Annotated in this window: 20 protein-coding genes and 2 tRNA genes; 15 read left to right on the top strand and 7 right to left on the bottom strand. The window is 65.4% G+C overall.

Going from position 1 to position 23,910, the window contains the following annotated elements; all coding sequences use genetic code 11:
- Positions 1–4: 4 nt before the first annotated feature.
- The 4 genes from ACFOJE_RS06390 to rsgA all read right to left on the bottom strand — a co-directional run bounded on the left by ACFOJE_RS06390 (position 5) and on the right by rsgA (position 5,043).
- Positions 5–2,071 (bottom strand): EAL domain-containing protein, encoded by a 2,067-nt coding sequence (locus ACFOJE_RS06390; protein WP_377813453.1) that lies wholly within the window; start codon positions 2,069–2,071, stop codon positions 5–7.
- Between the two features lie 166 nt (positions 2,072–2,237).
- Positions 2,238–3,107: an archaetidylserine decarboxylase gene (gene asd / locus ACFOJE_RS06385; RefSeq protein WP_377813876.1), complete on the bottom strand. Its 870-nt coding sequence runs from the start codon at positions 3,105–3,107 to the stop codon at positions 2,238–2,240.
- Between the two features lie 8 nt (positions 3,108–3,115).
- A complete protein-coding gene (gene rhdA / locus ACFOJE_RS06380; RefSeq protein ID WP_377813452.1) occupies positions 3,116–3,931 on the bottom strand; it encodes a thiosulfate sulfurtransferase in 816 nt (271 codons plus the stop codon).
- 80 nt (positions 3,932–4,011) lie between these two features.
- Complete coding sequence (rsgA, locus tag ACFOJE_RS06375; RefSeq protein ID WP_377813451.1) at positions 4,012–5,043, bottom strand: small ribosomal subunit biogenesis GTPase RsgA; 1,032 nt, start codon at positions 5,041–5,043, stop codon at positions 4,012–4,014.
- Positions 5,044–5,140: 97 nt separating this feature from the next.
- Here rsgA and orn point away from each other — a divergent pair, with 97 nt between their 5' ends.
- Positions 5,141–5,683, top strand: coding sequence for an oligoribonuclease (gene orn, locus ACFOJE_RS06370; protein WP_377813450.1), 543 nt, complete (start codon positions 5,141–5,143; stop codon positions 5,681–5,683).
- Between the two features lie 24 nt (positions 5,684–5,707).
- Here the strand turns inward: orn and queG are convergent, their stop codons facing one another.
- Complete coding sequence (gene queG / locus ACFOJE_RS06365) at positions 5,708–6,763, bottom strand: tRNA epoxyqueuosine(34) reductase QueG (RefSeq protein WP_377813449.1); 1,056 nt, start codon at positions 6,761–6,763, stop codon at positions 5,708–5,710.
- A 59-nt stretch (positions 6,764–6,822) separates the two neighbouring features.
- On the opposite strand from queG, the gene ACFOJE_RS06360 reads away from it, so the two are divergent.
- The 12 genes from ACFOJE_RS06360 to ACFOJE_RS06305 all read left to right on the top strand — a co-directional run bounded on the left by ACFOJE_RS06360 (position 6,823) and on the right by ACFOJE_RS06305 (position 19,787).
- On the top strand, positions 6,823–8,322 hold the full coding sequence (locus ACFOJE_RS06360) for an NAD(P)H-hydrate dehydratase (RefSeq protein ID WP_377813448.1): 1,500 nt from the start codon (positions 6,823–6,825) through the stop codon (positions 8,320–8,322).
- Positions 8,310–8,780, top strand: coding sequence for a tRNA (adenosine(37)-N6)-threonylcarbamoyltransferase complex ATPase subunit type 1 TsaE (gene tsaE, locus ACFOJE_RS06355; RefSeq protein ID WP_377813447.1), 471 nt, complete (start codon positions 8,310–8,312; stop codon positions 8,778–8,780). The genes ACFOJE_RS06360 and tsaE overlap by 13 nt, the downstream gene beginning before the upstream one ends.
- 17 nt (positions 8,781–8,797) lie before the next feature.
- Positions 8,798–10,207 (top strand): N-acetylmuramoyl-L-alanine amidase, encoded by a 1,410-nt coding sequence (locus ACFOJE_RS06350; protein WP_377813446.1) that lies wholly within the window; start codon positions 8,798–8,800, stop codon positions 10,205–10,207.
- Positions 10,204–12,090 (top strand): DNA mismatch repair endonuclease MutL, encoded by a 1,887-nt coding sequence (gene mutL / locus ACFOJE_RS06345; protein ID WP_377813445.1) that lies wholly within the window; start codon positions 10,204–10,206, stop codon positions 12,088–12,090. Before ACFOJE_RS06350 ends, mutL begins: the two co-directional genes overlap by 4 nt.
- A 94-nt stretch (positions 12,091–12,184) precedes the next feature.
- Positions 12,185–13,156, top strand: a complete 972-nt coding sequence (gene miaA / locus ACFOJE_RS06340; RefSeq protein WP_377813444.1) for a tRNA (adenosine(37)-N6)-dimethylallyltransferase MiaA — start codon at positions 12,185–12,187, stop codon at positions 13,154–13,156.
- Positions 13,157–13,240: 84 nt separating this feature from the next.
- Positions 13,241–13,495 (top strand): RNA chaperone Hfq, encoded by a 255-nt coding sequence (hfq, locus tag ACFOJE_RS06335; RefSeq protein WP_377813443.1) that lies wholly within the window; start codon positions 13,241–13,243, stop codon positions 13,493–13,495.
- A gap of 12 nt (positions 13,496–13,507) precedes the next feature.
- A complete protein-coding gene (hflX, locus tag ACFOJE_RS06330; RefSeq protein ID WP_377813442.1) occupies positions 13,508–14,809 on the top strand; it encodes a ribosome rescue GTPase HflX in 1,302 nt (433 codons plus the stop codon).
- 96 nt (positions 14,810–14,905) lie between these two features.
- Entirely contained in the window at positions 14,906–16,060 is a 1,155-nt protein-coding gene (gene hflK, locus ACFOJE_RS06325) for an FtsH protease activity modulator HflK (RefSeq protein ID WP_377813441.1), read from the top strand.
- Positions 16,060–16,929, top strand: a complete 870-nt coding sequence (gene hflC, locus ACFOJE_RS06320; protein ID WP_377813440.1) for a protease modulator HflC — start codon at positions 16,060–16,062, stop codon at positions 16,927–16,929. Before hflK ends, hflC begins: the two co-directional genes overlap by 1 nt.
- Positions 16,930–17,034: 105 nt before the next feature.
- Positions 17,035–17,220: a DUF2065 domain-containing protein gene (locus ACFOJE_RS06315; protein WP_377813439.1), complete on the top strand. Its 186-nt coding sequence runs from the start codon at positions 17,035–17,037 to the stop codon at positions 17,218–17,220.
- A 33-nt stretch (positions 17,221–17,253) separates the two neighbouring features.
- The gene (locus ACFOJE_RS06310) at positions 17,254–18,441 is read left to right on the top strand and encodes an ATP phosphoribosyltransferase regulatory subunit (protein ID WP_377813438.1); all 1,188 of its coding nucleotides are present in this window, start codon (positions 17,254–17,256) and stop codon (positions 18,439–18,441) included.
- A 53-nt stretch (positions 18,442–18,494) separates the two neighbouring features.
- Complete coding sequence (locus tag ACFOJE_RS06305) at positions 18,495–19,787, top strand: adenylosuccinate synthase (protein ID WP_377813437.1); 1,293 nt, start codon at positions 18,495–18,497, stop codon at positions 19,785–19,787.
- Between the two features lie 158 nt (positions 19,788–19,945).
- Here ACFOJE_RS06305 and ACFOJE_RS06300 read toward each other — a convergent pair.
- A tRNA-Leu gene (locus tag ACFOJE_RS06300) sits at positions 19,946–20,032 on the bottom strand.
- A gap of 115 nt (positions 20,033–20,147) precedes the next feature.
- Positions 20,148–20,234 (bottom strand) — tRNA-Leu (locus tag ACFOJE_RS06295).
- A gap of 196 nt (positions 20,235–20,430) precedes the next feature.
- On the opposite strand from ACFOJE_RS06295, the gene rnr reads away from it, so the two are divergent.
- A complete protein-coding gene (rnr, locus tag ACFOJE_RS06290) occupies positions 20,431–23,043 on the top strand; it encodes a ribonuclease R (protein WP_377813436.1) in 2,613 nt (870 codons plus the stop codon).
- Positions 23,040–23,792, top strand: coding sequence for a 23S rRNA (guanosine(2251)-2'-O)-methyltransferase RlmB (gene rlmB, locus ACFOJE_RS06285; RefSeq protein ID WP_377813435.1), 753 nt, complete (start codon positions 23,040–23,042; stop codon positions 23,790–23,792). Before rnr ends, rlmB begins: the two co-directional genes overlap by 4 nt.
- Positions 23,793–23,910 lie beyond the last annotated feature (118 nt).

Genomic DNA, 23,910 nt, shown 5'->3' with positions numbered 1-23,910 from the left:
ACGGTCACTGACCCTCGGCGGGGAAGTCGTAGTTCATCTCGGCGCTGGGCCCCTGCAGGTAGTAGCCCTGGATGTAGCTGGCTCCGGCCTGCCAGAGCGGTGCCAGCACCGAGGTGTTCTCGATGTCAGGCACGATGGTCGCCTTGCCTTCGGCGTGCAGGTCGTGCAGCAGGGACTTCAGTCTTTCCCGGTTCGGCTCCTCGTCGAGGTCCTTGAGGAAGGAACCGTCGATCTTCACGTAGTCGACGGGCAGGTGCTTGAGTGCGGTGAACGGATTGGTCGAACAGCCGAAATGGATCAGGGCGCTCTGGCAATGCAGTTCAGCGAGGCCTTGGGTCAGGGCCTTGGCCTGCTTGAGGTAGGTCGTGGCGTCGCTCTCGTTGAACTGCAGGACCAGCGCATCGGAGGGGAGCCGCGCGGCCTTGAGTGCGGCGCCGAGCCAGGGCAGTAGGCTCGGGTCCTGCAGGGTGGCCGCGCACAGGTGGATGAACAGGCGCGTGTCGTGGCCTTTCGCCCGGTGCGCAACCAGGCGCTTGATCGCGTTCAGGATGACCCAGCGATCCAGCGTCTCGGCCAGCCCGGCCTCCATCGTGGCGCCGAGAAAATCGGCCGGCGCCACTTCCTCGCCCTGCGGATTGAGCAGGCGCAGCAGCACCTCGTAATGTTCGGTGGCCTCGCCGCGCAGGCTGATGATCGGCTGGAACAGCAGGCGGAAGCCGTCCAGCTCCAGCGCCTGCCTGACCATGGCGACGATGCTGCCGCGGCTGGCCGCGGCGGCCAGCTCCTCGGCCGGATCGTAGAGTTTCAGGGCGTTGCCGCCATCCAATGCATCGGCGCAGCGGTGGGCACGGTCGATCACGTCCTGGGCCTTGGCGGTCATCTCGTCGAGACCGGCGACGCCGATCGACAGGGTGATCTGCACGGTGCGGCCGTTGACTTCGAACAGATGCCCCTCGGCCTTCTTCAGCAGCGTGGCCAGGCCGGCGCGGGCCTGCTCCGGCGTCACGGCGTCGTGCAGCGTGGCGAACACGTCGTCGGCGAAGCGGGCCAGATGGGCTGTTTCGCCGAAGTGGGCGCGCAGCAGATCGGCCAGGTCGGCCAGCAGCCGATCGAAGCCGGCCAGGCCCAGTTCGGCCTTCAGCTGGGGATAGCGGTCGATGTGGATGTAGCACAGGCAGGCGGCCTGGCTGGCGCTGACCGCACGCTTGGTGGCTTCATCCAGCAGTTCCATGAAATGGTTGCGGTTGTACAGGCCGGTGACCAGATCCTGGGTGCTGATCTCGCGCAGTTTCTCCTCCAGCTCGCTGTTGCTTTCGTTGCGCATCACCACCTGGATGCAGGGCTCGCCGTCGTAGCTGGCGGGAGACAGGCTCATGCGCAGTCGGAGCTGATGCCCATCCTCGCGGATGCCGTTGCATTGCAGCTCCCTGACGTCCGCGGCGCTGGCGTAGTTCTTGATGAAGTCCCGAAAGCGGGCCTGATCCTGGCCGGCGATCAGATCGATCATCGGCATCCCTTCCAGTTCGTCGGCCTCTTCGTAGCCGAAGAGCTGGAGATAGGCGCGATTGGCATAGATATGCATGCCATCGTGCACGTAGGCGATGGCGTCCACCGAGCTGTCGAGCAGCAGCTGGCAGCGCTTCTCGGCCTCGCGCAGGGCGATTTCGGCGGCCCGCCGCGCCCGGCGCTCCTCCAGGTTGGCCAGCTCGCGCCGGGCGACCAGCATCAGGCGCTCGTCCTCGCCGACGGGCAGGGCATCCTGGGCTCCGAGGGCGAGGGCTTCGGTGATCAGGTCGGAATCGTTGTCCTGGACCAGCTGGACGATGGGAATGTCCTTGAGCTGTCGGCGGATGCTGGCGATCGCCTCGGCAGGACTGAGGTTCTCGCTGCTCGGCGCGGCGATCAGCAGGTCCCAGCTCTGCTGCAGCGCCTCGGCGAGATCCTCGCTGGACGTCAGCCGATGCACGCGGGTCGCGCTGCCGGCGTTGCGGAACAGGCTGACCAGGCGTTCGGCTTCGTTCTGCGAATCTTCCAGGATCAGCAGGCGGACGGTTTTCTTTTCGATGGCCATAACTTTGAACTCAGCCGCGGCTGGGCGTGCTGGCAGGCAAGGTGCCTGGCAGAAGACAGGGGAAGTGGCCGGAATCTACAGTGGCCGTCGGGGGGAGTCAAAGCCTTCCGGCCCGTTGGGGGACACCGGTCGCGTCGGGCTGTGACCGGTGTCCCGCGGGAGCGGATCAGTGCTCGGAAGAGCGCTCGTGGCCGAGCGCCTGGCCCATCTGTACCGGGCTCAGGGCGCCCAGTTCGGCATGCCATTGCACCTGGCCCGGGCCGAACAGGACGATGGCGGTCGAGCCCAGCTTGAAGCGGCCGCATTCGGCGCCCTTCTCCAGATGGATCGGCGCGCGCGCCGCCTCGTCGTAGCGCCAGCTCTTCAGGGCGCGCTTGGGCGGCGTGACCAGGCCGGCCCAGACCGTCTCGATGCTGGCGACGATCATCGCGCCGACCAGCACCACGGCCATCGGCCCGAGTTCGGTGTCGAACAGGCAGACCACCCGTTCGTTGCGGGCGAACAGCTCGGGGACGTTCTCGGCGGTGACCTGATTGACCGAGAAGATCCGGCCCGGCACGTAGATCATCTCGCGCAGGGTGCCGGCCAGCGGCATGTGCACGCGGTGATAGTCCTTCGGCGACAGGTAGACGGTGGCGAACTCGCCGCCCATGAAGGGCTCGGCGATCCGCTGGTCGCCGCCGAGCAGCTCCAGCAGGCTGAAGCTGTGGCCCTTGGCTTGGAAGATGCGGCCGTATTCGATCGTGCCGATCTGGCTGACGGTGCCGTCGGCCGGGCTGAGGATGGCGCCCGGCGTGCTGTCCAGCGGCCGGGCGCCATCCTTCAGGGCGCGGGTGAAGAAGGCGTTGAAGTTTTCGTAGGCGGTCAGGTCCTCGATCAGGGCCTGGCGCATGTCGACCTGGAAGCGTCGGGCGAACCAGCGGATGAAGGCGTTCTTGAACCAGGCGTTGCTGCACTCGGCCAGGCAGCCGGCGGCCCGGGAGATCAGGTGGTGGGGCAGCAGGTACTGGCTGGAAACGAACAGGCGGTCTTTCAGGCGCATCGTCAGATCTCTACGGGCGTGTCTGGATGGTTGCCCCATTCGCCCCAGGAGCCGGCATAGCCCTTGACCCGCGGGTAGCCCAGGGCCTTGGCGATCAGGTAGGTGAGGCCGGAGCGGTGATGGGTCTGGCAGTGGGTGACGATTTCCTTGTCCGGGGTGATGCCCAGGCCGTTCAGGCATTCGGCGATGTCCTCGCGGATGCGCAGGGCGCGGGCCGTGTCCATGGCGGCGGTCCATTCGAAATTGATCGCACCGGGCACATGGCCGCCTTTCGCCGCGAGGACCTTCTCGCCGCGGTATTCCTGGGGCGAGCGGGCGTCCCATACCACCAGATCGGCGGCGCCGAGTCGGCTTTGCAGGTACTCGCGGGTGGCGGTCGGCTCGCTGTGCAGCGTGAGGGCCACGGGGCTGCCGGCCGGCGCCGGAATGTCCTGGGACAGCGGGCGCTCTTCCGCCAGCCAGGCGCGCAGGCCGCCGTTCAGATAGTGGTAGCGGCGATGGCCGATGACGTCCAGCAGCCAGATGAAGCGGCCGGCCCAGCCGCCGCCCTCGTCGTCGTAGACCACGTAGACCGCATCCGGACGATGACCGAGTTCGCCGAACAGGCTTTCCAGCTGCTCCTGCGGCGGCAGTAGGCCGGGCGCCGGCGGCTGGCCGAGCTGGGTACGCTTGGGATCGACGAAGCGGGCGCCGGGGATGTGGCCCTCGGCATAGCGGGCGGCGCTGGTCAGATCGACCAGGATCAGCTCCGGCGCGCCCAGGCGGGCTTGCAGATCAGCCGGTTCGATGACCAGCGGCAGCGTGGCGAAGTCGGCCATGGGTGGCTCCAATCAAGGGGGTGAAGGCGGGCATTGTAGCCAAAGCCCGCAGCCCGTCGGCAATTCGGCGGGAGGCCCGCTCAGTATTCCGGTTCGGGCAGGCTGGCGAGGATGTGCCGGTAGCTGGCCATCCGTTGCGGCTGGATGCGGCCCTCCTCCAGCGCCTTGAGCAGGGCGCAGCCGGGCTCGCGGTCGTGCTTGCAGTCGCGGAAGCGGCAGTGGCCGAGCAGGTCGCGGAACTCGATGAAACCGGCCTCGACATCCCCGCGGTCGACGTGCCCCAGGCCGAATTCGCGGATGCCGGGGGAGTCGATCAGTTCGCCGCCGCCGGGAAAGTGGAACAGCCGGGCGGTGGTGGTGGTGTGGGTGCCCTTGTTGGTGAGTTCCGAGAGGGCGCCGACGCGGGTGTCCACCCCGGGCAGCAGGCTGTTGACCAGCGACGACTTGCCCACCCCGGACTGGCCGACGAAAACGCTGACGTGCCCGTTCAGGGCCGCCTGCAGTCGCTCCATGCCGTCGCCCTGGTGAGCCGACACCTCCAGCAGCGGGTAGCCGAGCTGGCGGTAGGTCGCGAGCAGGGCGCCGAGCTGGTCGGCGTTGGCCTCGTCGATCAGGTCGGCCTTGTTCAGCAGCAGCAGGGGACGGATGCCGGCGTGCTCGGCGGCGACCAGGTAGCGGTCGATCAGGTTGGCGTGAGGCTCGGGCAGCGGGGCGAAGACGATGACGATCTGGTCGACGTTGGCCGCCACTGGCTTGAGCTGGCCGCGGATGTCGGGGCGGCACAGCTCGCTGCGCCGCGGCAGTTGCGCGACGATCACGCCGATGCCCTGGTTGCCGGCGCGCCAGACTACCCGGTCGCCGGTGACCAGCGCCGGCAGGTTGGCGCGCAGGTGGCAACGGAAGACCTGGCCGGCCAGTTCGCCGTCGTCCGCCTCGACCTCGACCTGCACGCCGAAGTGGGCGATCACCAGGCCGGTCTGCTCCGGACCGAGATCGCCGCCTTCCAGCTCTTCAAGGGCACGGGACTCGCGCCGGGCGGCGCGGGAGGCGCGTTCTTCCTGGATCTTTTCGATGCGCCAGCTTTGTCGGCGGCTGAGTTGGCGTTTGGCCATGAATCTCCCGGGGATGTGCGCGGGGTGACGAAAGGGGAGGGGAGTTTAGCATGGGCCCGGCCTGCTAAACTGCGCGGCAAAGCTAAGGAGCCCCACCATGCAGAACCCGCAGAACCTTATTTGGATCGACCTGGAAATGACCGGGCTGAATCCCGACCAGGACGTCATCATCGAGATGGCCACCATCGTCACCGACAGCGAGCTGAACATCCTGGCCGAGGGGCCGGTGATCGCCGTGCACCAGAGCGACGAGATCCTCGCCGGGATGGACGAGTGGAACACGCGCCAGCACGGCCGTTCCGGGCTTACCCAGCGGGTCCGCGAGAGCCGCATCGACACCGCCGCCGCCGAGGCGCAGACCCTGGCCTTCCTCGAGCAGTGGGTGCCGAAGGGCAAGTCGCCCATGTGCGGCAACAGCATCTGCCAGGACCGGCGCTTCCTGGCCCGCTATATGCCGGCGCTGGAGGCCTGGTTCCACTACCGGCACATAGACGTGTCCACCCTCAAGGAGCTGGCTGGCCGCTGGGCGCCGCAGGTGCGCGACAGCTTCAAGAAGGCCGGCAGCCACCTGGCGCTGGACGACATCCGCGAATCCATCGCCGAGCTGCGCCACTACCGCGAGCACTTCATCAAGTACTGACCTGCAGGGCGGATTCGTCCGCCCCTATAAACCGTGCCGTCGTAGCGCCCAGGCCACGTGCTCGCGGACCAGCGCCGACGGATCGTCGCGGCGCGCCTTCAGGGCCTCCAGCGCCACGATGGTCGAGGGCGCGTTGCCCAGGCCGACCGCCAGATTGCGTAGCCAGCGCTCGTAGCCGGCACGCCGCAGGGGCGAGCCTTCGGTGCGGCTGAGGAACTGCTCTTCCGTCCACAGAAACAGTTCGGCCAGCGTGGCGTTGTCCAGTCCGTGGCGCGGCTGAAAGTCGCCCTCGGCGCTGGGCCGGGCGAAGCGGTTCCACGGGCAGACGATCTGGCAGTCGTCGCAGCCGAACACCCGGTTGCCGATCAGCGGGCGCAACTCCTCGGGGATCGAGCCCTTGAGCTCGATGGTGAGATAGGAGATGCAGCGCCGGGCATCCAACTGCCTGGGGCCGACGAAGGCGGCGGTCGGGCAGATGTCCAGGCAGGCGGTGCAGCGCCCACAGTGCTCGCCGGCATGGGGCTCGTCGACCGGCAGCGGCAGGTCGACGAACAGCTCTCCGAGGAAGAACCAGCTGCCGGCCTTGCGGTTGAGCAGCAGGGTGTTCTTGCCGATCCAGCCGAGGCCGGCCTGTTCGGCGAGGGCCTTTTCCAGCACCGGCGCGCTGTCGACGAAGGCCCGGTAACCGAATGGGCCTATGACCTCCTGGATGCGCTCGGCCAGGTGCTGCAGGCGCTTGCGGATCAGCTTGTGGTAGTCGCGGCCGAGGGCGTAGCGGGAGACGTAGGCCTTCTCCGGCTCGGCCAGGCGCTCGCTCATCCACGTATCGCCGGGCAGGTAATCCATGCGCAGGGAAATCACCCGCAGGGTTCCGGGCACCAGTTCGGCCGGGCGCGAGCGCTTGCTGCCGTGGGCCGTCATGTAGTCCATCTCGCCCTGATGGCCTGCGGCCAGCCAGCGCTGCAGATAGGCCTCGTGCTCCTGCAGATCGACGCCGGCGATCCCGACCTGCTGGAAGCCGAGTTCGCGGCCCCAGTCCTTGATCGACTGGGCTAGATTGGCGAGGTCGGGAAGGGGCATGGTGACTAAAGAAAAACGGACTTAGATGCGATAATTCTGCCAGACCTTGGAGCCGACGCATGCCAGATTCTCACGACGATTTGCCCATCCCCCTCTACAGTGCCGCCCAGGTGCGCGAACTCGACGCGCGCCTGATCGCCGCCGGTACGCCCGGTTTCGAACTGATGCAGCGCGCCGGCCATGCCGCCTGGCGTGCCCTGCGCCGGCGCTGGCCGGATGCCGGCGCGCTGACGGTGCTGGCCGGCCGTGGCAACAACGCCGGCGACGGCTATCTGGTCGCAGCCCTGGCCAAGCGCGCCGGGTGGCTGGCTCGGGTGCTGGCGGTCTGCAATCCGGCGCAGCTGCAGGGCGATGCGGCGAAAGCCTGCGACGAGGCGCGACAGGCCGGCGTGGAGATCCAGCCGTGGCGCGAATGCGCGCGGCTGGAAGGCGTGCTGGTCGACGCCCTGCTCGGCACCGGGCTCAGCGGCGAGGTGCGCGAGCCCTATGCCCAGGCGATTCGCCAGCTCAATGCCAGCGGCCTCCCGGTGATGGCGGTGGATATTCCCTCGGGGCTCAGCGCGGATACCGGACGAGCGCTCGGTGTGGCGGTGCGCGCCGAGCTGACCGTCACTTTCATCGGCCTCAAGCTGGGACTGCTCACCGGCGATGCGCCGGATTGCGTGGGAGCGCTGGCATTCGCCGACCTGCAGGCCGATCCGCAGATCGTCGCCGGTCTGCCGGCAGAAGCCGTGCGTCTGGCGGCGGGCAACGTCGCGCGTCTGGCGCCGCGGCCGCGCAGCGCGCACAAGGGGCGCTATGGCCATCTGCTGGTGGTGGGCGGCGACCGCGGGCTCGGCGGTGCGGCGCTGCTCAGCGCGGAGAGCGCCCTGCGCAGCGGCGCCGGTCTGGTCAGTCTGGCGACCCGCAGCGAGCACGTGCCGGCGGCGCTGGCGCGGCGGGCTGAGGTCATGAGCGTCGGGGTCTCCTCGGCCAATCAGCTGCTGGCGCTGATGGAGCGGGTCGATGTGCTGGTGGTGGGGCCGGGGTTGGGCCAGGCCGCCTGGGGGCGCAGCCTGCTCTCGGCGGCCGCCCGTGGGGCGCGGGCCCAGATCTGGGATGCTGACGCCCTGAACCTGCTGTCGGTCGGCGCGGCGAGCGTGCCGGCCAACACGGTGCTCACGCCCCATCCCGGCGAGGCGGCGCGCCTGCTGGGCTGCGACATCTCAGCCGTGCAGGCCGACCGGCCGGCGGCGGTGCGGGCGCTGGCCAGGAAATATGCGGCGGTGGCGATCCTCAAGGGGGCCGGCAGCCTGATCGCCGATCCCGACGGGCGCTTGGCGGTGTGCGATCACGGGCATCCGGCGATGGCCGGCGCCGGGCTGGGCGACGTCCTCGCCGGGCTGGTCGGTGGCCTGCTGGCCCAGGGACTGCCGCCGTTCGAGGCTGCCTGCCTGGCGGTCTGGCTGCACGCCCGCGCTGGCGAGCGGCTAGCGGTTCAGGGGCGCGGACTGGCGGCCGGCGATCTGTTCCCGGTCGTTCGCCAATTGCTGGAGGAGCACGCGCCATGCCTGAACTGATCCTGCATGCGGCCGACGAGGAGAGCCAACTGGCCTTGGGGAAACGCATCGGCGCGGCGACCGGCGGACGCGGCGTCATCTTCCTGCACGGCGATCTCGGCGCCGGCAAGACCACCCTGTCGCGCGGTATCCTGCGCGGCCTGGGGCACGCCGGCCCGGTGAAGAGTCCGACCTTCACGCTGGTCGAGCCTTATGTCGTCGGCGAGGTGCGTGCCTATCACTTCGACCTGTATCGCCTGGCCGATCCGGAGGAGCTGGAGTTCATGGGCATTCGCGACTATTTCGCCGACGATGCCCTGTGCCTGGTCGAGTGGCCGCAGCGCGGAGCCGGCATTTTGCCAAAGCCCGACCTGGACATTACCATTAGCCCACAGGCGGGAGGCCGTTCATTGCGTTTGCTGCCTCGGAGCGCGCGCGGCGAAGCCTGGTGTGCCTCTCTGAGTCAGGAGAATCAATAGAAATGAAGGGTAGTCGCATGCGTGCGTGGCTTGTCGGCATGGGGATGCTGCTCGCCACCTTGGCTGCCGATGTCTGGGCGGCCGCGGAAGTCCGCAGCGTGCGTTTGTGGCGGGCGCCCGACAATACCCGCCTGGTCTTCGACCTGAGCGGTCCGGTCCAGCACAACATCTTCACCCTCAGTGCGCCGGAGCGGATCGTCATCGACGTCAGCGGCGCCCAGCTGCGCACTCCGCTGGAACAATTGGCCCTCGGCAACACGCCGATCACCAGCCTGCGTTCGGCCCAGCGAACCCCCGAAGACCTGCGTCTGGTGCTCGACCTGAGCAAGGCGGTGACGCCGAAGAGCTTCACCCTGGCGCCCAACCAGCAGTACGGCCATCGCCTGGTGATCGACCTGTTCGACGAGGGCGCGAGTCCCGTCCAGGAGCTGCCGCCGAGCAAGGTCGCCAGCGCGCCGCAGGTTCCGGTATCCCCGGCCAAGCCGGCGACCAAGGTGGCGCCGCCGCCGGCTTCCCGGCGCGATGTCGTCGTCGTCCTGGATGCCGGACACGGCGGCGAGGACCCGGGGGCCATCGGTCCCAAGGGCGTCCAGGAAAAGACCGTGGTGCTGGCCATCGCCCGCGAACTGCAGCGGCAAATCAACGCCGAGAAGGGCTTTCGCGCCGAGCTGACGCGTACCGGCGACTATTTCATTCCCTTGCGCCGGCGTACCGAGATCGCCCGCAAGAAGGGCGCCGACCTGTTCGTTTCTATCCACGCGGACGCCGCTCCACGCTCCTCGGCCTTCGGCGCCTCGGTGTACGCCCTGTCCGATCGCGGCGCGACCTCGGAAACCGCGCGCTGGCTGGCCGACAGCGAGAACCGCTCGGACCTGATCGGCGGCGACGGTGGCGTCAGTCTGGACGACAAGGACCGCATGCTGGCCGGCGTGCTGCTCGACCTGTCGATGACGGCTTCGATGTCCTCCAGCCTGAACGTCGGACAGAAGGTGCTGAGCAACATGGGCCGCATCACGCCCTTGCACAAGCAGCGGGTCGAGCAGGCCGGCTTCATGGTGCTGAAGTCGCCGGACATTCCGTCGATCCTGGTGGAAACCGGGTTCATCTCCAACCCCGGCGAGGCCGTCAAGCTGCAGACGCAAAACCATCAGCAGTCCCTGGCGCGCTCCATCCACGGCGGCATCCGGCATTTCTTCCAGCAGAGCCCGCCGCCCGGCACCTATCTGGCCTGGCTCCGCGATTCCGGCAAGGTTTCCCGGGGGCCGCAGGAGCATGTGGTCAGCGTCGGTGAGTCCCTGTCGATGATCGCCGAGCGCTACCAGGTGAATCCGGCGCTGCTACGCGATGCCAATAACCTGAAGAGCGACTCGCTCAAGGCCGGGCAGGTTCTCAACATCCCCGCGGCCACCCTGGCGGCGCAGCAATGAACGGCCAGCCGCGCATCCAGCTGCTGAGTCCTCGGCTGGCCAACCAGATCGCCGCCGGCGAAGTGGTCGAGCGGCCGGCTTCGGTGCTCAAGGAGCTGCTGGAGAACAGTCTGGATGCCGGCGCCCGGCGCGTCGATGTCGAGGTGGAGCAGGGCGGCGTCAAGCTGCTGCGAGTCCGCGACGACGGCGGCGGCATCCCGGCCGAGGACCTGCCGCTGGCCCTGGCTCGGCACGCCACCAGCAAGATCCGCGATCTGGAGGATCTCGAACGGGTCATGAGCCTGGGGTTCCGCGGCGAAGCGTTAGCCTCGATCAGCTCGGTGTCGCGTCTGACGCTGACGTCGCGCACGGTCGATGCCGAACAGGCCTGGCAGGTGGAAACCGAGGGGCGTGAAATGGAAGCCCGGGTGCAGCCGGCGGCGCATCCGGTGGGCACCTCGGTGGAAGTGCGCGACCTGTTCTTCAACACGCCGGCGCGGCGCAAGTTCCTGCGCGCCGAGAAGACCGAGTTCGACCATCTGCAGGAGGTGGTCAGGCGCCTGGCCCTAGCCCGCTTCGACGTGGCCTTCCATCTGCGCCACAACGGCAAGGGCGTGCTCAATCTTCACGAAGCTCCCGACGATACGTCCAAGGCCCGGCGGGTGGCGGCGGTCTGCGGCTCCGCCTTCCTGGAGCAGGCGCTACCCATCGAGGTCGAGCGGGGCGGCCTGCGTCTGTGGGGCTGGGTCGGGCTGCCGACCTTCTCGCGCAGTCAGGCCGATCTGCAGTATTTCTACGTCAACGGCCGCATGGTGCGCGACAAGCTGGTCGCCCATGCGGTGCGCCAGGCCTATCGCGACGTGCTGTTCAACGGCCGGCATCCGACCTTCGTGCTGTTCCTCGAACTCGATCCGGGGGTGGTGGACGTCAACGTGCACCCGACCAAGCACGAGGTGCGCTTTCGCGACAGCCGCATGGTCCACGACTTCCTCTACGGCACCCTGCACCGGGCTCTCGGCGAGGTTCGCCCGGAGGACCAACTGGCGGCGTCGACGCCTGCGGAGCCGGTGGCCCGGCCGAGCGGGCTGGCGGCCGGCGAGTTCGGCCCGCAGGGGGAAATGAGCCTGGCGGCGCACGTCCTCGAGCGTCCGGCGCCCGAACCGGCCTGGCGTCCTGCCGGGAGTGGCGGCTATCGCCCGGCCCAGCCTGCGCCGGCGGTGCCGGCCGGCGAGCTGCAGGGAGCCTACCGTGAGTTCTTCGCGCCCTTGCCCGAAACGCCGGCGGCATCGGCACGGAGTCTTCCGGAGGAGCAGGGCGATATCCCGCCGCTCGGCTATGCGCTGGCCCAGCTCAAGGGCATCTACATCCTTGCGGAGAATGCCCAGGGCATGGTGCTGGTAGATATGCATGCGGCCCACGAACGGATCACCTACGAGCGCCTGAAGAGCGCCATGGCCAGCGAGGGGCTGCGCGGTCAGCCGCTGCTGGTGCCGCAATCGCTGGCGGTCAGCCAGCGCGAGGCCGATTGCGCCGAAGAGCATGCCGACTGGTTCCGGCGTCTGGGCTTCGAGCTGCAGCGGCTGGGGCCTGAGACGCTGGCGATCCGGCAGATTCCGGCCCTGCTCAAGCAGGCCGAGGCGTCCCGGCTGGTCTGCGACGTGCTGGCCGATCTGCTGGAATACGGCACCAGCGATCGCATCCAGGCCCACCTCAACGAGCTGCTGGCGACTATGGCCTGCCACGGCGCGGTTCGCGCCAACCGCCGTCTGACCGTGCCGGAAATGAACGCCCTGCTGCGCGACATGGAGCACACCGAGCGTAGCGGCCAGTGCAATCACGGCCGGCCGACCTGGGTCCAGCTGGGCATGGACGAGCTGGACAAGCTGTTTCTGCGCGGACGGTAGTCGCTCCCTTGGGGCTCCTTCGACTTAGGTGGCTTGCGGTGCAGGGCCTACAGGCCGAAACTAGGCGCCCTTTGCGCTCCTTCCGAGTTTGTCGATGTCCCGTTTGCCTCCCGCCATCTTCCTGATGGGGCCGACCGCCTCCGGTAAGACCGAGCTGGCCCTCGAGCTGGCGCGGGCTCTGCCCTGCGATCTGATCAGTGTCGATTCGGCGCTGGTCTATCGGGGCATGGATATCGGTACGGCCAAACCGTCGAAGGAAATCCTGGCGGAGTTCCCACATCGGCTCATCGACATCCGTGAGCCGGCGGAAAGCTATTCGGCAGCCGAATTCCGCGACGACGCGCTGGCCGCCATGGCAGACATCACGGCCAGGGGGCGCATCCCCCTGCTGGTGGGTGGAACCATGCTGTATTTCAAGGCGCTGCTCGAAGGGCTGGCGGACATGCCGAGCGCCGATCCGGTATTACGTGCCGAGCTGGAGGCCCGGGCTGAGGAGGAAGGCTGGGCTGCCCTGCATGCCGAGCTGGCTGCGGTCGATCCGGAGTCCGCGGCGCGCATCCATCCCAACGATCCCCAGCGGCTGATCCGTGCCCTGGAAGTCTATCGCCTCAGTGGTCTGAGCATGACTGCGCATCGTCAGCGGCAGATGGCGCAAAATCCTGTATTCGACAGCTCAGGCTCGGGGCATTTGCCTTATACTGTCGCGCAATTAGCCATAGCACCGGCACAGCGCCAGATTCTCCATGAACGCATTGCACAGCGTTTCAAGCGCATGCTCGAGCAGGGCTTTATCGAGGAGGTCGAAGCGTTGCGTCGACAAAACGATTTGCACGAGGGCCTGCCCTCCATGCGGGCAGTGGGTTACCGGCAAGTCTGGGAATATCTCGATGGCAAGCTGAGCCACGAGCAGATGGAGGAGCGTGGCGTGATCGCCACGAGGCAGCTCGCCAAGAGGCAGTTCACCTGGCTGCGCAGCTGGTCCGGCCTGCACTGGCTGGATAGCCTGGCCCACGACAATCTGCAACGTACCTTGAAATGCCTAGAGTCGGCAGCCATATTGGGCTGATCTTTTTATTGTCGTCCATTTATCCGACTTGGACGAACTGAATTTCGAATAACGAACTATCTCACCTCTATAGGAGTGCGGCACATGTCAAAAGGGCATACGCTACAAGACCCTTACCTTAATACTTTGCGCAAAGAGCGCGTTCCGGTTTCCATCTATCTGGTCAATGGCATCAAGCTGCAGGGCCAGATCGAGTCCTTCGACCAGTTCGTGATCCTGCTGAAGAACACCGTCAGCCAGATGGTTTACAAGCATGCGATTTCCACCGTGGTTCCCAGCCGTCCCGTGCGTCTGCCTACCGCATCCGAGGGCGAACCGTCCGAGCCGGGCAACGTTTGATAGGAGTCCGCCTTGTTCTTTGAGCGCCCTGATGGTGGGGAGCGGGCCGTTCTGGTTCATTTGGAGGCCCAGGATCCCGAGGCGCGTGAAGATCCTCAGGAATTCCAGGAATTGGTCCGTTCGGCTGGCGCCGAGGTGGTGGCGCTGGTCGTGGTGCCGCGCCATCAGCCAAGCGCCAAGTATCTGATCGGCACCGGCAAGGTCGAGGAGTTGCACGACCTGGTCGGTGCCGAGAAGGTCGAACTGGTCATCTTCAATCACGTCCTCACGCCGAGTCAGCAACGCAACCTGGAGCGAGTGCTGGAGTGCCGGGTACTCGATCGTACCGGGCTGATTCTCGATATCTTCGCCCAGCGCGCGCGTACCCACGAGGGCAAGCTGCAGGTCGAGCTGGCCCAGCTGGAGCACATGAGCACCCGTCTTGTCCGTGGCTGGACCCACCTGGAGCGACAGAAGGGAGGGATTGGCTTACGCGGTCCGGGCGAGACTCAGCTCGAAACCGACCGACGCCTGTTGCGGGTACGCATCCGGCAGATCCGCCAGCGCCTGGAGAAGGTGCGCAGCCAGCGCGAGCAGGCCCGGCGCGGACGCAGGCGCGCGGATATCCCGTCGGTTTCTCTGGTTGGTTATACCAATGCCGGCAAATCCACTCTGCTCAACGCTCTGACCGCATCCGACGTCTACGCGGCCAACCAGTTGTTCGCCACGCTCGATCCGACGCTCAGGCGCCTGGAGCTGGAGGACGTGGGGCCGATAGTTATCGCCGATACGGTGGGATTCATACGCCATCTGCCACACAAGTTGGTCGAAGCTTTCCGCGCTACGCTGGAGGAGACGAGCAACGCCGATCTGCTGCTGCACGTGATCAACGCCCACGAGCCGGAGCGCGAGGCACAGATCGAGCAGGTCATGACGGTGCTCGGGGAAATCGGCGCGGACAGCCTGCCGATTCTCGAGATCTATAACAAGTTGGACATGCTCGAGGGAATCGAGCCGCAGATACAGCGCAATGCAGAGGGCAAGCCGCAACGGGTCTGGGTATCGGCCAGGGATGGGCGGGGATTGGACCTTCTACGCCAGGCCATCGCCGAATTGCTGGGTGATGATCTCTTCGTCGGTACCCTGCGCCTGCCTCAGGGGTTCGGCAGGCTGCGCGCGCAGTTCTTCGCCCTGAATGCGGTGCAGGGCGAGGAGCACGACGAGGAAGGCAGCAGTCTGCTGGTCGTGCGCCTGCCCCGAGTCGAGCTGAATCGGCTGCTCAGCCGTGAAGGGCTGCGGTCGGACGAGTTCCTCGAACAACATACTTTGCAATGAAAGCCCTGGTCTGCGGTTTTGCCGTAGGCGGCAGGCATTGGGTAGCATGGGGCGGCGCGCCGTGGGTGCGTCTGTGTTTTTCTGATGGAGAGCGCTATGGCTTGGAATGAGCCGGGTGGCAATTCTAACAACCAGGATCCTTGGGGGGGGCGAGGCGGCGATCGCAAAGGTCCTCCCGATCTCGATGAAGCTTTCCGCAAGTTGCAGGAAAGCCTGAACAGCATGTTCGGCGGCAAGAAGCGCGGCAGCGAAGGGCGCGGCGACAAGAGCGGTGGGCTGGGCCTGGTCGCCATAGTTCTGGGCGTGCTCGCCGCCATCTGGTTGTACAGCGCCATCTATGTGCTGGACGAGCAGGAGCAGGCGGTGGTGCTGCGCTTCGGCAAGTATTACGAGACCGTCGGGCCGGGCCTGAACATCTATTTCCCGCCTGTCGATCGCAAGTTCGTCGAGAACGTCACCCGCGAACGGGCCTACAGCAAGCAGGGGCAGATGCTCACCGAGGATGAGAACATCATCGAGGTGCCGCTGACCGTCCAGTACCGGATCAGCAATCTGCAGGATTTCGTCCTGAATGTGGACGAACCCGAGGTCAGCCTGCAGCACGCCACTGAAAGCGCCCTGCGTCACGTGGTGGGGTCCACCGAGATGGATCAGGTTCTCACCGAGGGGCGCGAGACTCTGGCCAGCCAGGTCCATGAGCGTTTGCAGCGCTTCCTGGATACCTATCGTGCCGGTATCACCGTTACCCAGGTGAACGTGCAGAACGCTCAGGCCCCGCGTGAAGTCCAGGAGGCCTTCGATGACGTGATTCGCGCCCGGGAAGACGAGCAGCGCGAGCGGAACCAGGCCGAGGCCTATGCCAATGGCGTGATTCCGGAGGCCCGCGGTCAGGCCCAGCGGATCCTCGAGGATGCCAATGGTTACCGCGAGGAAGTCGTGTCGCGTGCCCAGGGCGAGGCTGATCGCTTCAGCAAGCTGCTGGCGGAATATCAGAAGGCCCCGGAAGTGACGCGCGAACGGCTTTACCTGGAAACCATGCAGGAGGTTTTCGGCAATACCAGCAAGGTTCTGGTCGCCGGCAAGAGCGGACAGAGCAATCTGCTCTATCTGCCGTTGGACAAGATGATCGAGAGCCGCGGCGGCAGCGCCACTGCTGGGGGGGCGCCCGCGCCAGCGGCGGGTTCCGAGGTGGGCACGCGATCCGTGAATGACCCGCAGCAGAAAGACCTGCGTTCGAGGGAGAGGCGCTGATGAGTAACAAGTCCCTGGTCGCCCTGATCGCAGGCGTGGTTTTGGCGCTGGTCCTCTGGAACAGCTTCTACATCGTGGCGCAAACCGAGCGTGCGGTTCTCCTGCGCTTCGGGAAGATCGTCGAGACCAACGTTGAGCCCGGCTTGCACGTGAAGATTCCCTACGTCAATCAGGTGCGCAAGTTCGATGCCCGCCTGATGACTCTGGATGCACCGACCCAGCGTTTCCTGACCCTGGAGAAAAAGGCGGTGATGGTGGACGCCTATGCCAAATGGCGCGTGGCGGATGCCGAGCGTTTCTATACCGCCACGTCCGGCCTCAAGCAGGTTGCCGACGAGCGTCTTTCGCGCCGGCTCGAGTCGGGCCTGCGTGATCAGTTCGGCAAGCGCACTCTGCACGAAGTGGTATCCGGTGAGCGAGATGCGTTGATGGCCGACATCACGGCTTCCTTGGATCGCATGGCGCGCAAGGAGCTGGGCATCGAGGTCCTCGATGTGCGGGTCAAGGCCATCGACCTGCCTAAGGAGGTCAACCGCAGCGTCTTCGAGCGCATGAGCACCGAGCGTGAGCGTGAAGCACGCGAGCACCGCGCCAAAGGCAAGGAGCTGGCCGAGGGTATTCGCGCCGATGCGGACCGGCAGAGTCGCGTGCTGTTGGCCGAGGCCTATCGCCAAGCGCAGGAGGTTCGCGGCGAGGGCGACGCCCGCGCGGCAGCCATCTACGCCGAGGCGTACAAGAGGGACGGGGAGTTCTACGCTTTCTACCGCAGCCTGCAGGCTTACCGCGAAAGCTTCGCCAACAAGAGCGATGTGCTGGTGCTGGATCCGGACAGCGACTTCTTCCGCTATCTGGAGCGGACCAGGCCCTGAGGGGTGTCCGGCGGGGCCATCGGTCCCGCCGGGATGCCTTGGACGGAAAACGTGTTATGATGGGCCAGCCGGGAAAAACCCGGCTTTTTTGCGTCTGTGGGAATCATGTGGCAGGAATTCGGCGTTGCCTTGTGTCTGATGCTGGTGCTTGAAGGCATCCTGCCATTCCTCAGCCCAGGTCGCTGGCGTGCGGTGATCGTGCAGGTATTGCGGTTATCGGATCGTCAGCTGCGCCTCATGGGGTTGACCAGCATGCTGCTGGGAACGGCCCTCCTGTATTTGCTTCACTGAAGGCTTGCCGCCCGGATCGAGAGAGGAAAGGCAATGGCAACGGTAGACCGCTGGCTGCTGCCAGATGGCATCGAAGAAGTTCTGCCGCCGGAAGCGGCGCGCATCGAGGTGGCACGCCGCCAGATGCTGGATATGTTCCAGCGCTGGGGCTACGAATTCGTCGTCACCCCACACATCGAATATCTGGAATCCCTGCTGACCGGTGCCGGTCAGGATCTGGATCTGCGGACCTTCAAAGTAACCGATCCGCAGTCCGGTCGCCTCATGGGGTTCCGCGCTGACATCACGCCGCAGGTGGCGCGGATCGATGCCCACACTCTGCGTCGCGAGGGGCCTAGCCGGCTCTGCTACGTCGGTAGTGTCCTGCATGCCCAGCCGCGAGCGCTGTCCACCTCGCGCAGTCCTATCCAATTGGGTGCCGAGCTTTACGGGGATGCCAGTCCGGCCAGCGACGTGGAAATCATCGGCCTGATGCTGGAAACCCTCGAGCTGGCCGCCGTGCCGGACGTGCATATGGATCTCGGGCATGTCGGTATCTACCGTGGCTTGGCGCGCGCGGCGGGGCTTTCCGGTACTGCGGAGCAGCAACTGTTCGACGCCCTGCAGCGCAAGGCCGTCGATGAGGTTGAGAGCCTCACCGCGAGTCTGCCCGAGGGGTTGGCTTCTATGCTGCGCGCTCTTGCCGAGCTCTGCGGCGGACGCGAAGTGCTCGATCTGGCGCAGGCCTGCCTGGTCGAGGCGCCGGACGAGGTGCATGCCGCCCTGGATGAGCTGATTGCGATCGCCGACGAGCTGGGCGTGCGTTATCCGGAGCTGCCGCTGTATTTCGATCTGAGTGAGCTGCGCGGCTACCACTACCATACCGGGGTGGTATTCGCTGCCTTCGTTCCCGGGGTCGGCCAGTCGATCGCCCAAGGGGGGCGTTATGACGACATCGGCGCCGATTTTGGTCGGGCTCGCCCTGCGACCGGTTTTTCCACCGATCTCAAGACCTTGGTCGTCCTGGGGCAGTTGGAGCAGGCGAAGCCGCCGGTCGGCATCTGGGCTCCCGATAGTCACGATGTCTATCTTTGGCAGGTGGTCCAGCGCCTGCGCCGCCAGGGAGAGCGGGTCGTGCAGGCGCTGCCGGGTCAGCAGATCGCCGACGCGAAGGGCTGCGGCTGCGATCGCCAATTGCTTCTGTGTGATGGCCAATGGCAGGTGGCGCCACTGGCGTTCTGAGTTTTTTCGTCGGCTGCAAGCCGGCATCTGTTTTCCCGAAGAGGACAAGCGTTATGGGTAAGAATGTCGTGGTCCTGGGTACCCAGTGGGGGGATGAGGGCAAGGGCAAGATCGTCGATCTGCTGACCGATCAGGCGGCGGCCGTCGTACGCTACCAAGGTGGCCACAATGCCGGTCACACTTTGGTCATCGATGGCGAGAAGACTGTGCTGCACCTGATTCCGTCCGGCATCCTGCGCGACAACGTCGAGTGTCTGATCGGCAACGGTGTGGTGGTCGCGCCGGATGCGCTGATGCGCGAGATCGCCAAGCTGGAAGAGAAGGGGGTGCCGGTGCGCGAGCGCCTGCGCATCAGTCCGTCCTGCACCCTGATCCTGCCCTATCACGTTGCCTTGGACCAGGCGCGCGAAGCCTCTCGTGCCGAGGGCAAGATTGGCACCACAGGTCGTGGCATCGGCCCGGCCTACGAGGACAAGGTGGCGCGTCGCGGCCTGCGCGTCGGCGATCTGTTCAATCCCGAACGTTTCGCCAAGAAGCTGGGCGAGCTGTTGGAATACCACAATTTCGTCCTGCAGAACTTCTATAAGGTCGAGCCGGTCGACTTCCAAGCGACCCTGGACGAGGCGCTGGGTTATGCCGAGCAGCTCAAACCGATGATCACCGACGTCGCTGCGCGTCTGCACGAACTGCGCAAGCAGGGCGCCTACATCATGTTCGAAGGGGCTCAGGGCTCGCTGCTGGATATCGACCACGGCACCTACCCCTACGTCACCAGCTCCAGCACCACTGCCGGCGGCACCGCCACGGGGTCGGGGTTCGGTCCGTTGTACCTCGACTATATTCTCGGCATCACCAAGGCCTACACGACTCGCGTCGGTTCCGGTCCGTTTCCGACCGAATTGTTCGACGAGATCGGTGCTCATCTGGCCAGTAAGGGGCATGAGTTTGGCTCCACCACTGGTCGGGCCCGGCGCTGCGGCTGGTTCGATGCGGTGATCCTGCGTCGCGCCATCGAGATCAACAGCATCTCCGGTCTGTGCCTGACCAAGCTGGATGTGCTTGACGGGCTGGAAACCGTCAAGTTGTGCGTGGGCTACAAGGATGCGGTTGGTAATGTCATCGAGGCGCCTACCGATGCCGATAGCTATGTCGGGCTGGAACCGGTCTACGAGGAAATGCCGGGCTGGACGGAGTCGACCGTCGGCGCCAAGAGCCTGGAAGAGCTGCCGGTGAATGCGCGAGCCTACATCAAGCGCATTGAGGAGCTGGTGGGGGCGCCCATCGATATCATTTCTACCGGTCCGGATCGCAACGAGACTATCGTGCTACGCCATCCGTACGCCTGATCGGCGTTGCAATGTCAGAGGCCGCCTTCGGGCGGCCTTTGCTTTTCCGGTGGACTCTCTAACAGCAGGTTGTGCAGGGGCAAGAGCTATCGATTGGGGGTATTTTTAGCGAAAAAAACAAAACCGAGCCATTGGCTCGGTTTTGTATGAATAAATAATGGTGCCCAGGAGAAGACTCGAACTTCCACGGTGTTGCCACCGCTAGGACCTGAACCTAGTGCGTCTACCAATTCCGCCACCTGGGCACATCACGATGATCGCTCATCGCTATTTCTGCAGTATTTCACCGACTGGGGTCGATTCGGGCGCTGCCGCCCGCTTTCTGTAAAGCGATACGTCAATAATCGCTTTTGGAGAAGATGGTGCCCAGGAGAAGACTCGAACTTCCACGGTGTTGCCACCGCTAGGACCTGAACCTAGTGCGTCTACCAATTCCGCCACCTGGGCACTGAATCGATGAATGCTTCATCAATTCGTGTTACAACGTCAGCGACGTTGTGGGCGCGAACTATACGGAGCCGGTCTGGCGTTGTAAACCCTTATGGCGAAAAAATTATTCTTGCCGGAAAGCTGACCGACGGATGGATTTCGCGCTTCAATAAGCACATGGCACATATACTTATGAAAAGGTGACAACTCTCTAATGGCCGATTGGCAAAGTCTCGATCCCGAGGCCGCCCGCGAGGCGGAAAAGTACGAAAACCCCATTCCCAGTCGTGAGCTGATCCTGCAGCGCCTCGACGATCGCGGTGCGCCCGCCAGCCGCGAGCAGTTAATAGAAGAGTTCGGCCTCTCCGGAGAGGAGCAGCAGGAAGCGTTGCGGCGGCGCTTGCGTGCCATGGAGCGGGATGGGCAGCTGATTTATACCCGCCGGGGTACCTATGCCCCGGTGGACAAGCTCGATCTCATTCTCGGCCGCGTCAGCGGACATCGCGACGGCTTCGGTTTCCTCATCCCTGACGATGGCAGCGAAGATCTCTTCCTGAGTCCTACCCAGATGCGTCTGCTCTTCGATGGCGATCGGGCCCTGGCCAGGGTGTCCGGTTTCGACCGCCGCGGGCGTCGTGAGGGGGCCATCGTCGAGGTGATCTCGCGGGGCCATGAAACCGTCGTCGGTCGCTACTACGAGGAGGGCGGAATCGGCTTCGTCATCCCCGACAACCCGAAGATCCAGCAGGAAATCCTAGTCACGCCGGGGCGCACCGCAAACGCTTCGGTCGGCCAGTTCGTCGAGATCAAGATCACCCATTGGCCCACGCCGCGCTTCCAGCCGCAGGGCGACATCATCGAGGTGATCGGCAACTACATGGCGCCCGGCATGGAGATCGACGTGGCGCTGCGCAGCTACGATATCCCCCATGTCTGGCCGCAGGCGGTGCTCAACGAGGCGCACAAGCTTTCTCCCGAGGTGGACGAGAAGGACAAGCTCAAGCGAGTCGACCTGCGTCATCTCCCCTTCGTCACCATCGATGGCGAGGATGCCCGCGATTTCGACGATGCGGTCTATTGCGAGAAGACCGGCTGGATCACCGGCGGCTACCGCCTGTACGTCGCGATCGCCGACGTCTCCCATTACGTCAAGGTGGGGTCTGCTCTCGACGAGGAGGCGCGCAAGCGCGGCAACTCGGTGTATTTCCCCGAGCGGGTAGTCCCGATGCTGCCGGAGGAGCTGTCGAACGGCCTCTGTTCGCTGAACCCACAAGTCGATCGGCTGGCGATGGTCTGCGAAGTGACTCTGTCCCGTTCCGGCAAGATGACCGGCTACCAGTTCTACGAGGCGGTCATTCATTCCCACGCCCGGCTGACCTACAACAAGGTCAGTACCATGCTGCAGCAGCCGAAAACTCCCGAGGGCAAGCGGCTGTCCAGCATCTACTCCGGCGTGCTGCCGCATCTCAAGCAGCTCTATTCGCTCTTCAAGGTGCTGCTCAAAGCGCGCCACGTGCGCGGGGCTATCGATTTTGAAACCCAGGAGACCCGAATTGTCTTCGGGACCGGGCGCAAGATTGCGGAAATTTTGCCGACCGAGCGTAACGATGCGCACAAGCTGATCGAAGAGTGCATGCTCTGCGCCAACGTGGCGACTGCGGCGTTCCTGCAGCAGCACGAGATCCCCTCTCTTTTCCGGGTTCACGACGGGCCGCCGGCGGAGCGTCTGGAGAAGCTCAAGGCCTTCCTCAGTGAACTCGGCCTGAGCCTGCATTGCAGTAAGGACGGCCCGACACCCAAGGATTACCAGAAACTGCTGGAATCGATCCAGGGCCGCCCCGATTTCCATCTGATCCAGACGGTGATGCTGCGCTCGCTCAGTCAGGCCGTTTACAGCGCCGAGAACCACGGCCATTTCGGTTTGAATTATCCGGCCTATACCCATTTCACCTCGCCGATTCGCCGCTATCCGGACCTATTGGTGCATCGTGCGATCCGCAGCGTAATCCGCTCGCGCCGGGAAACCCCGCATGTCCGTCGCGCTGGTGCGGCCAGCATGCCCAAGGCGCGCATTTACCCTTACGACGAGGCTGCCCTGGAACAGCTCGGCGAAGAGTGTTCGATGACTGAACGGCGTGCCGACGAGGCAACCCGCGACGTGGTCAACTGGCTGAAGTGCGAGTTCATGCAGGATCGCGTCGGCGAGAGCTTCGAGGGGGTGATCACCGCGGTGACCGGCTTCGGCATCTTCGTCGAACTGAAGGACATCTACGTCGAGGGGCTGGTGCATGTGACCGCTCTGCCGAGCGACTACTATCACTTCGATCCGATCCATCACCGTCTTTCCGGCGAGCGCAGCGGGCAGAACTTCCGGCTGGGGGACAGCGTGGCGGTGAAAGTCATGCGGGTCGATCTGGACGAGCGCAAGCTCGACTTCGAGCTGGTCGATGGCCAGCTCGCTCGCCCGAACAGGCGTGCCGGAAGCGGGGCTGAAGCTGATCGGTCGCCCAAGGAGCGCCCGGCAAAATCCCGCGGCAAGAGCAAGACGGCTGCCAAGGCGGAGCGTCAGGGCGAGTATGAGGCACGAGGCCGGGGCAAGGAACCGCCGGTATCGCCCGAACTGCTGGCCCAGGCCGAGGAGATGCTCGGCAATACCGACGTGAAGCGCAGCCGTGCCGTGAAGCAGGCCTTGCTCTCGGAGGCCAAGAGCCCGAAAACCGACCGCAAGGGGGAGGGTAAGACCGGCGGTAAGCCGAGCAAGCATCGCAAGGGGCCGCCGAAGGCGAGCGCCAGGAGTTCCTCTAGCAAGAGCAGGGCCAAATCATGACCCAGCTGGAGAGAATCTACGGCGTACATGCCGTCGAGGCCCTGTTGCGTCACCATCCCAAACGGGTCAAGCAGCTCTGGCTGGCCGAGGGGCGGCAGGATCCTCGGGTGCAGACGCTGATCGAACTGGCCCGGCAGGCGCGGGTAGCGGTCGGCCAGCGCGACCGCCGCGAGCTGGACGAGTGGGCCGAGGGCGTGCATCAGGGCGTGGTGGCGGAGGTCAGTCCCAGCCAGGTCTGGGGCGAGGCCATGCTCGACGAACTGCTTGACCGTTGCGAAGGCACGCCGCTGCTGCTGGTGCTGGACGGCATCACCGACCCGCACAATCTCGGCGCCTGTCTGCGCACCGCCGATGCGGCCGGCGTCCAGGCGGTGATAGTGCCGAAGGACAAGTCGGCCACGCTGAACGCCACGGTGCGTAAGGTCGCCTGCGGTGCGGCCGAGGTCGTTCCCCTGGTCGCGGTGACCAATCTGGCACGCACTCTAGAAAAGCTCCGCCAACGCGGTCTTTGGACGGTCGGCACGGCCGGCGAGGCCGAGCAGGATCTGTACCAGCTCGATCTGCGCGGCCCGACCGTTCTGATCATGGGGGCCGAGGGCAAGGGGATGCGTCGGCTCACACGAGAGCATTGCGACTATCTGGTGCGCCTGCCGATGGCCGGCAGCGTCAGCAGCCTGAACGTGTCCGTGGCCACCGGCGTCTGTCTGTTCGAGGCCATCAGGCAGAGAAAGGCCGCTGCGCAGGGCTGACCGGGGAGCCCGGTGCGGCAGCCGTGCCCGCCGGGCTTCATGGATCGGCCCCAGGCACTTAGGGTGCTTGCCCCCTGGTTGCTCAAATCTTCGCCAGTCGCCTTGCTTCCCCCTCCGG

Origin of the sequence: Azotobacter bryophylli (assembly GCF_042643485.1) — a bacterium.
Taxonomy (GTDB): Bacteria; Pseudomonadota; Gammaproteobacteria; order Pseudomonadales; family Pseudomonadaceae; genus Azotobacter; species Azotobacter bryophylli.
The sequence above is the reverse complement of the archived record's forward strand: the minus strand, read 5'-3'. Positions and strand labels throughout refer to the sequence as shown.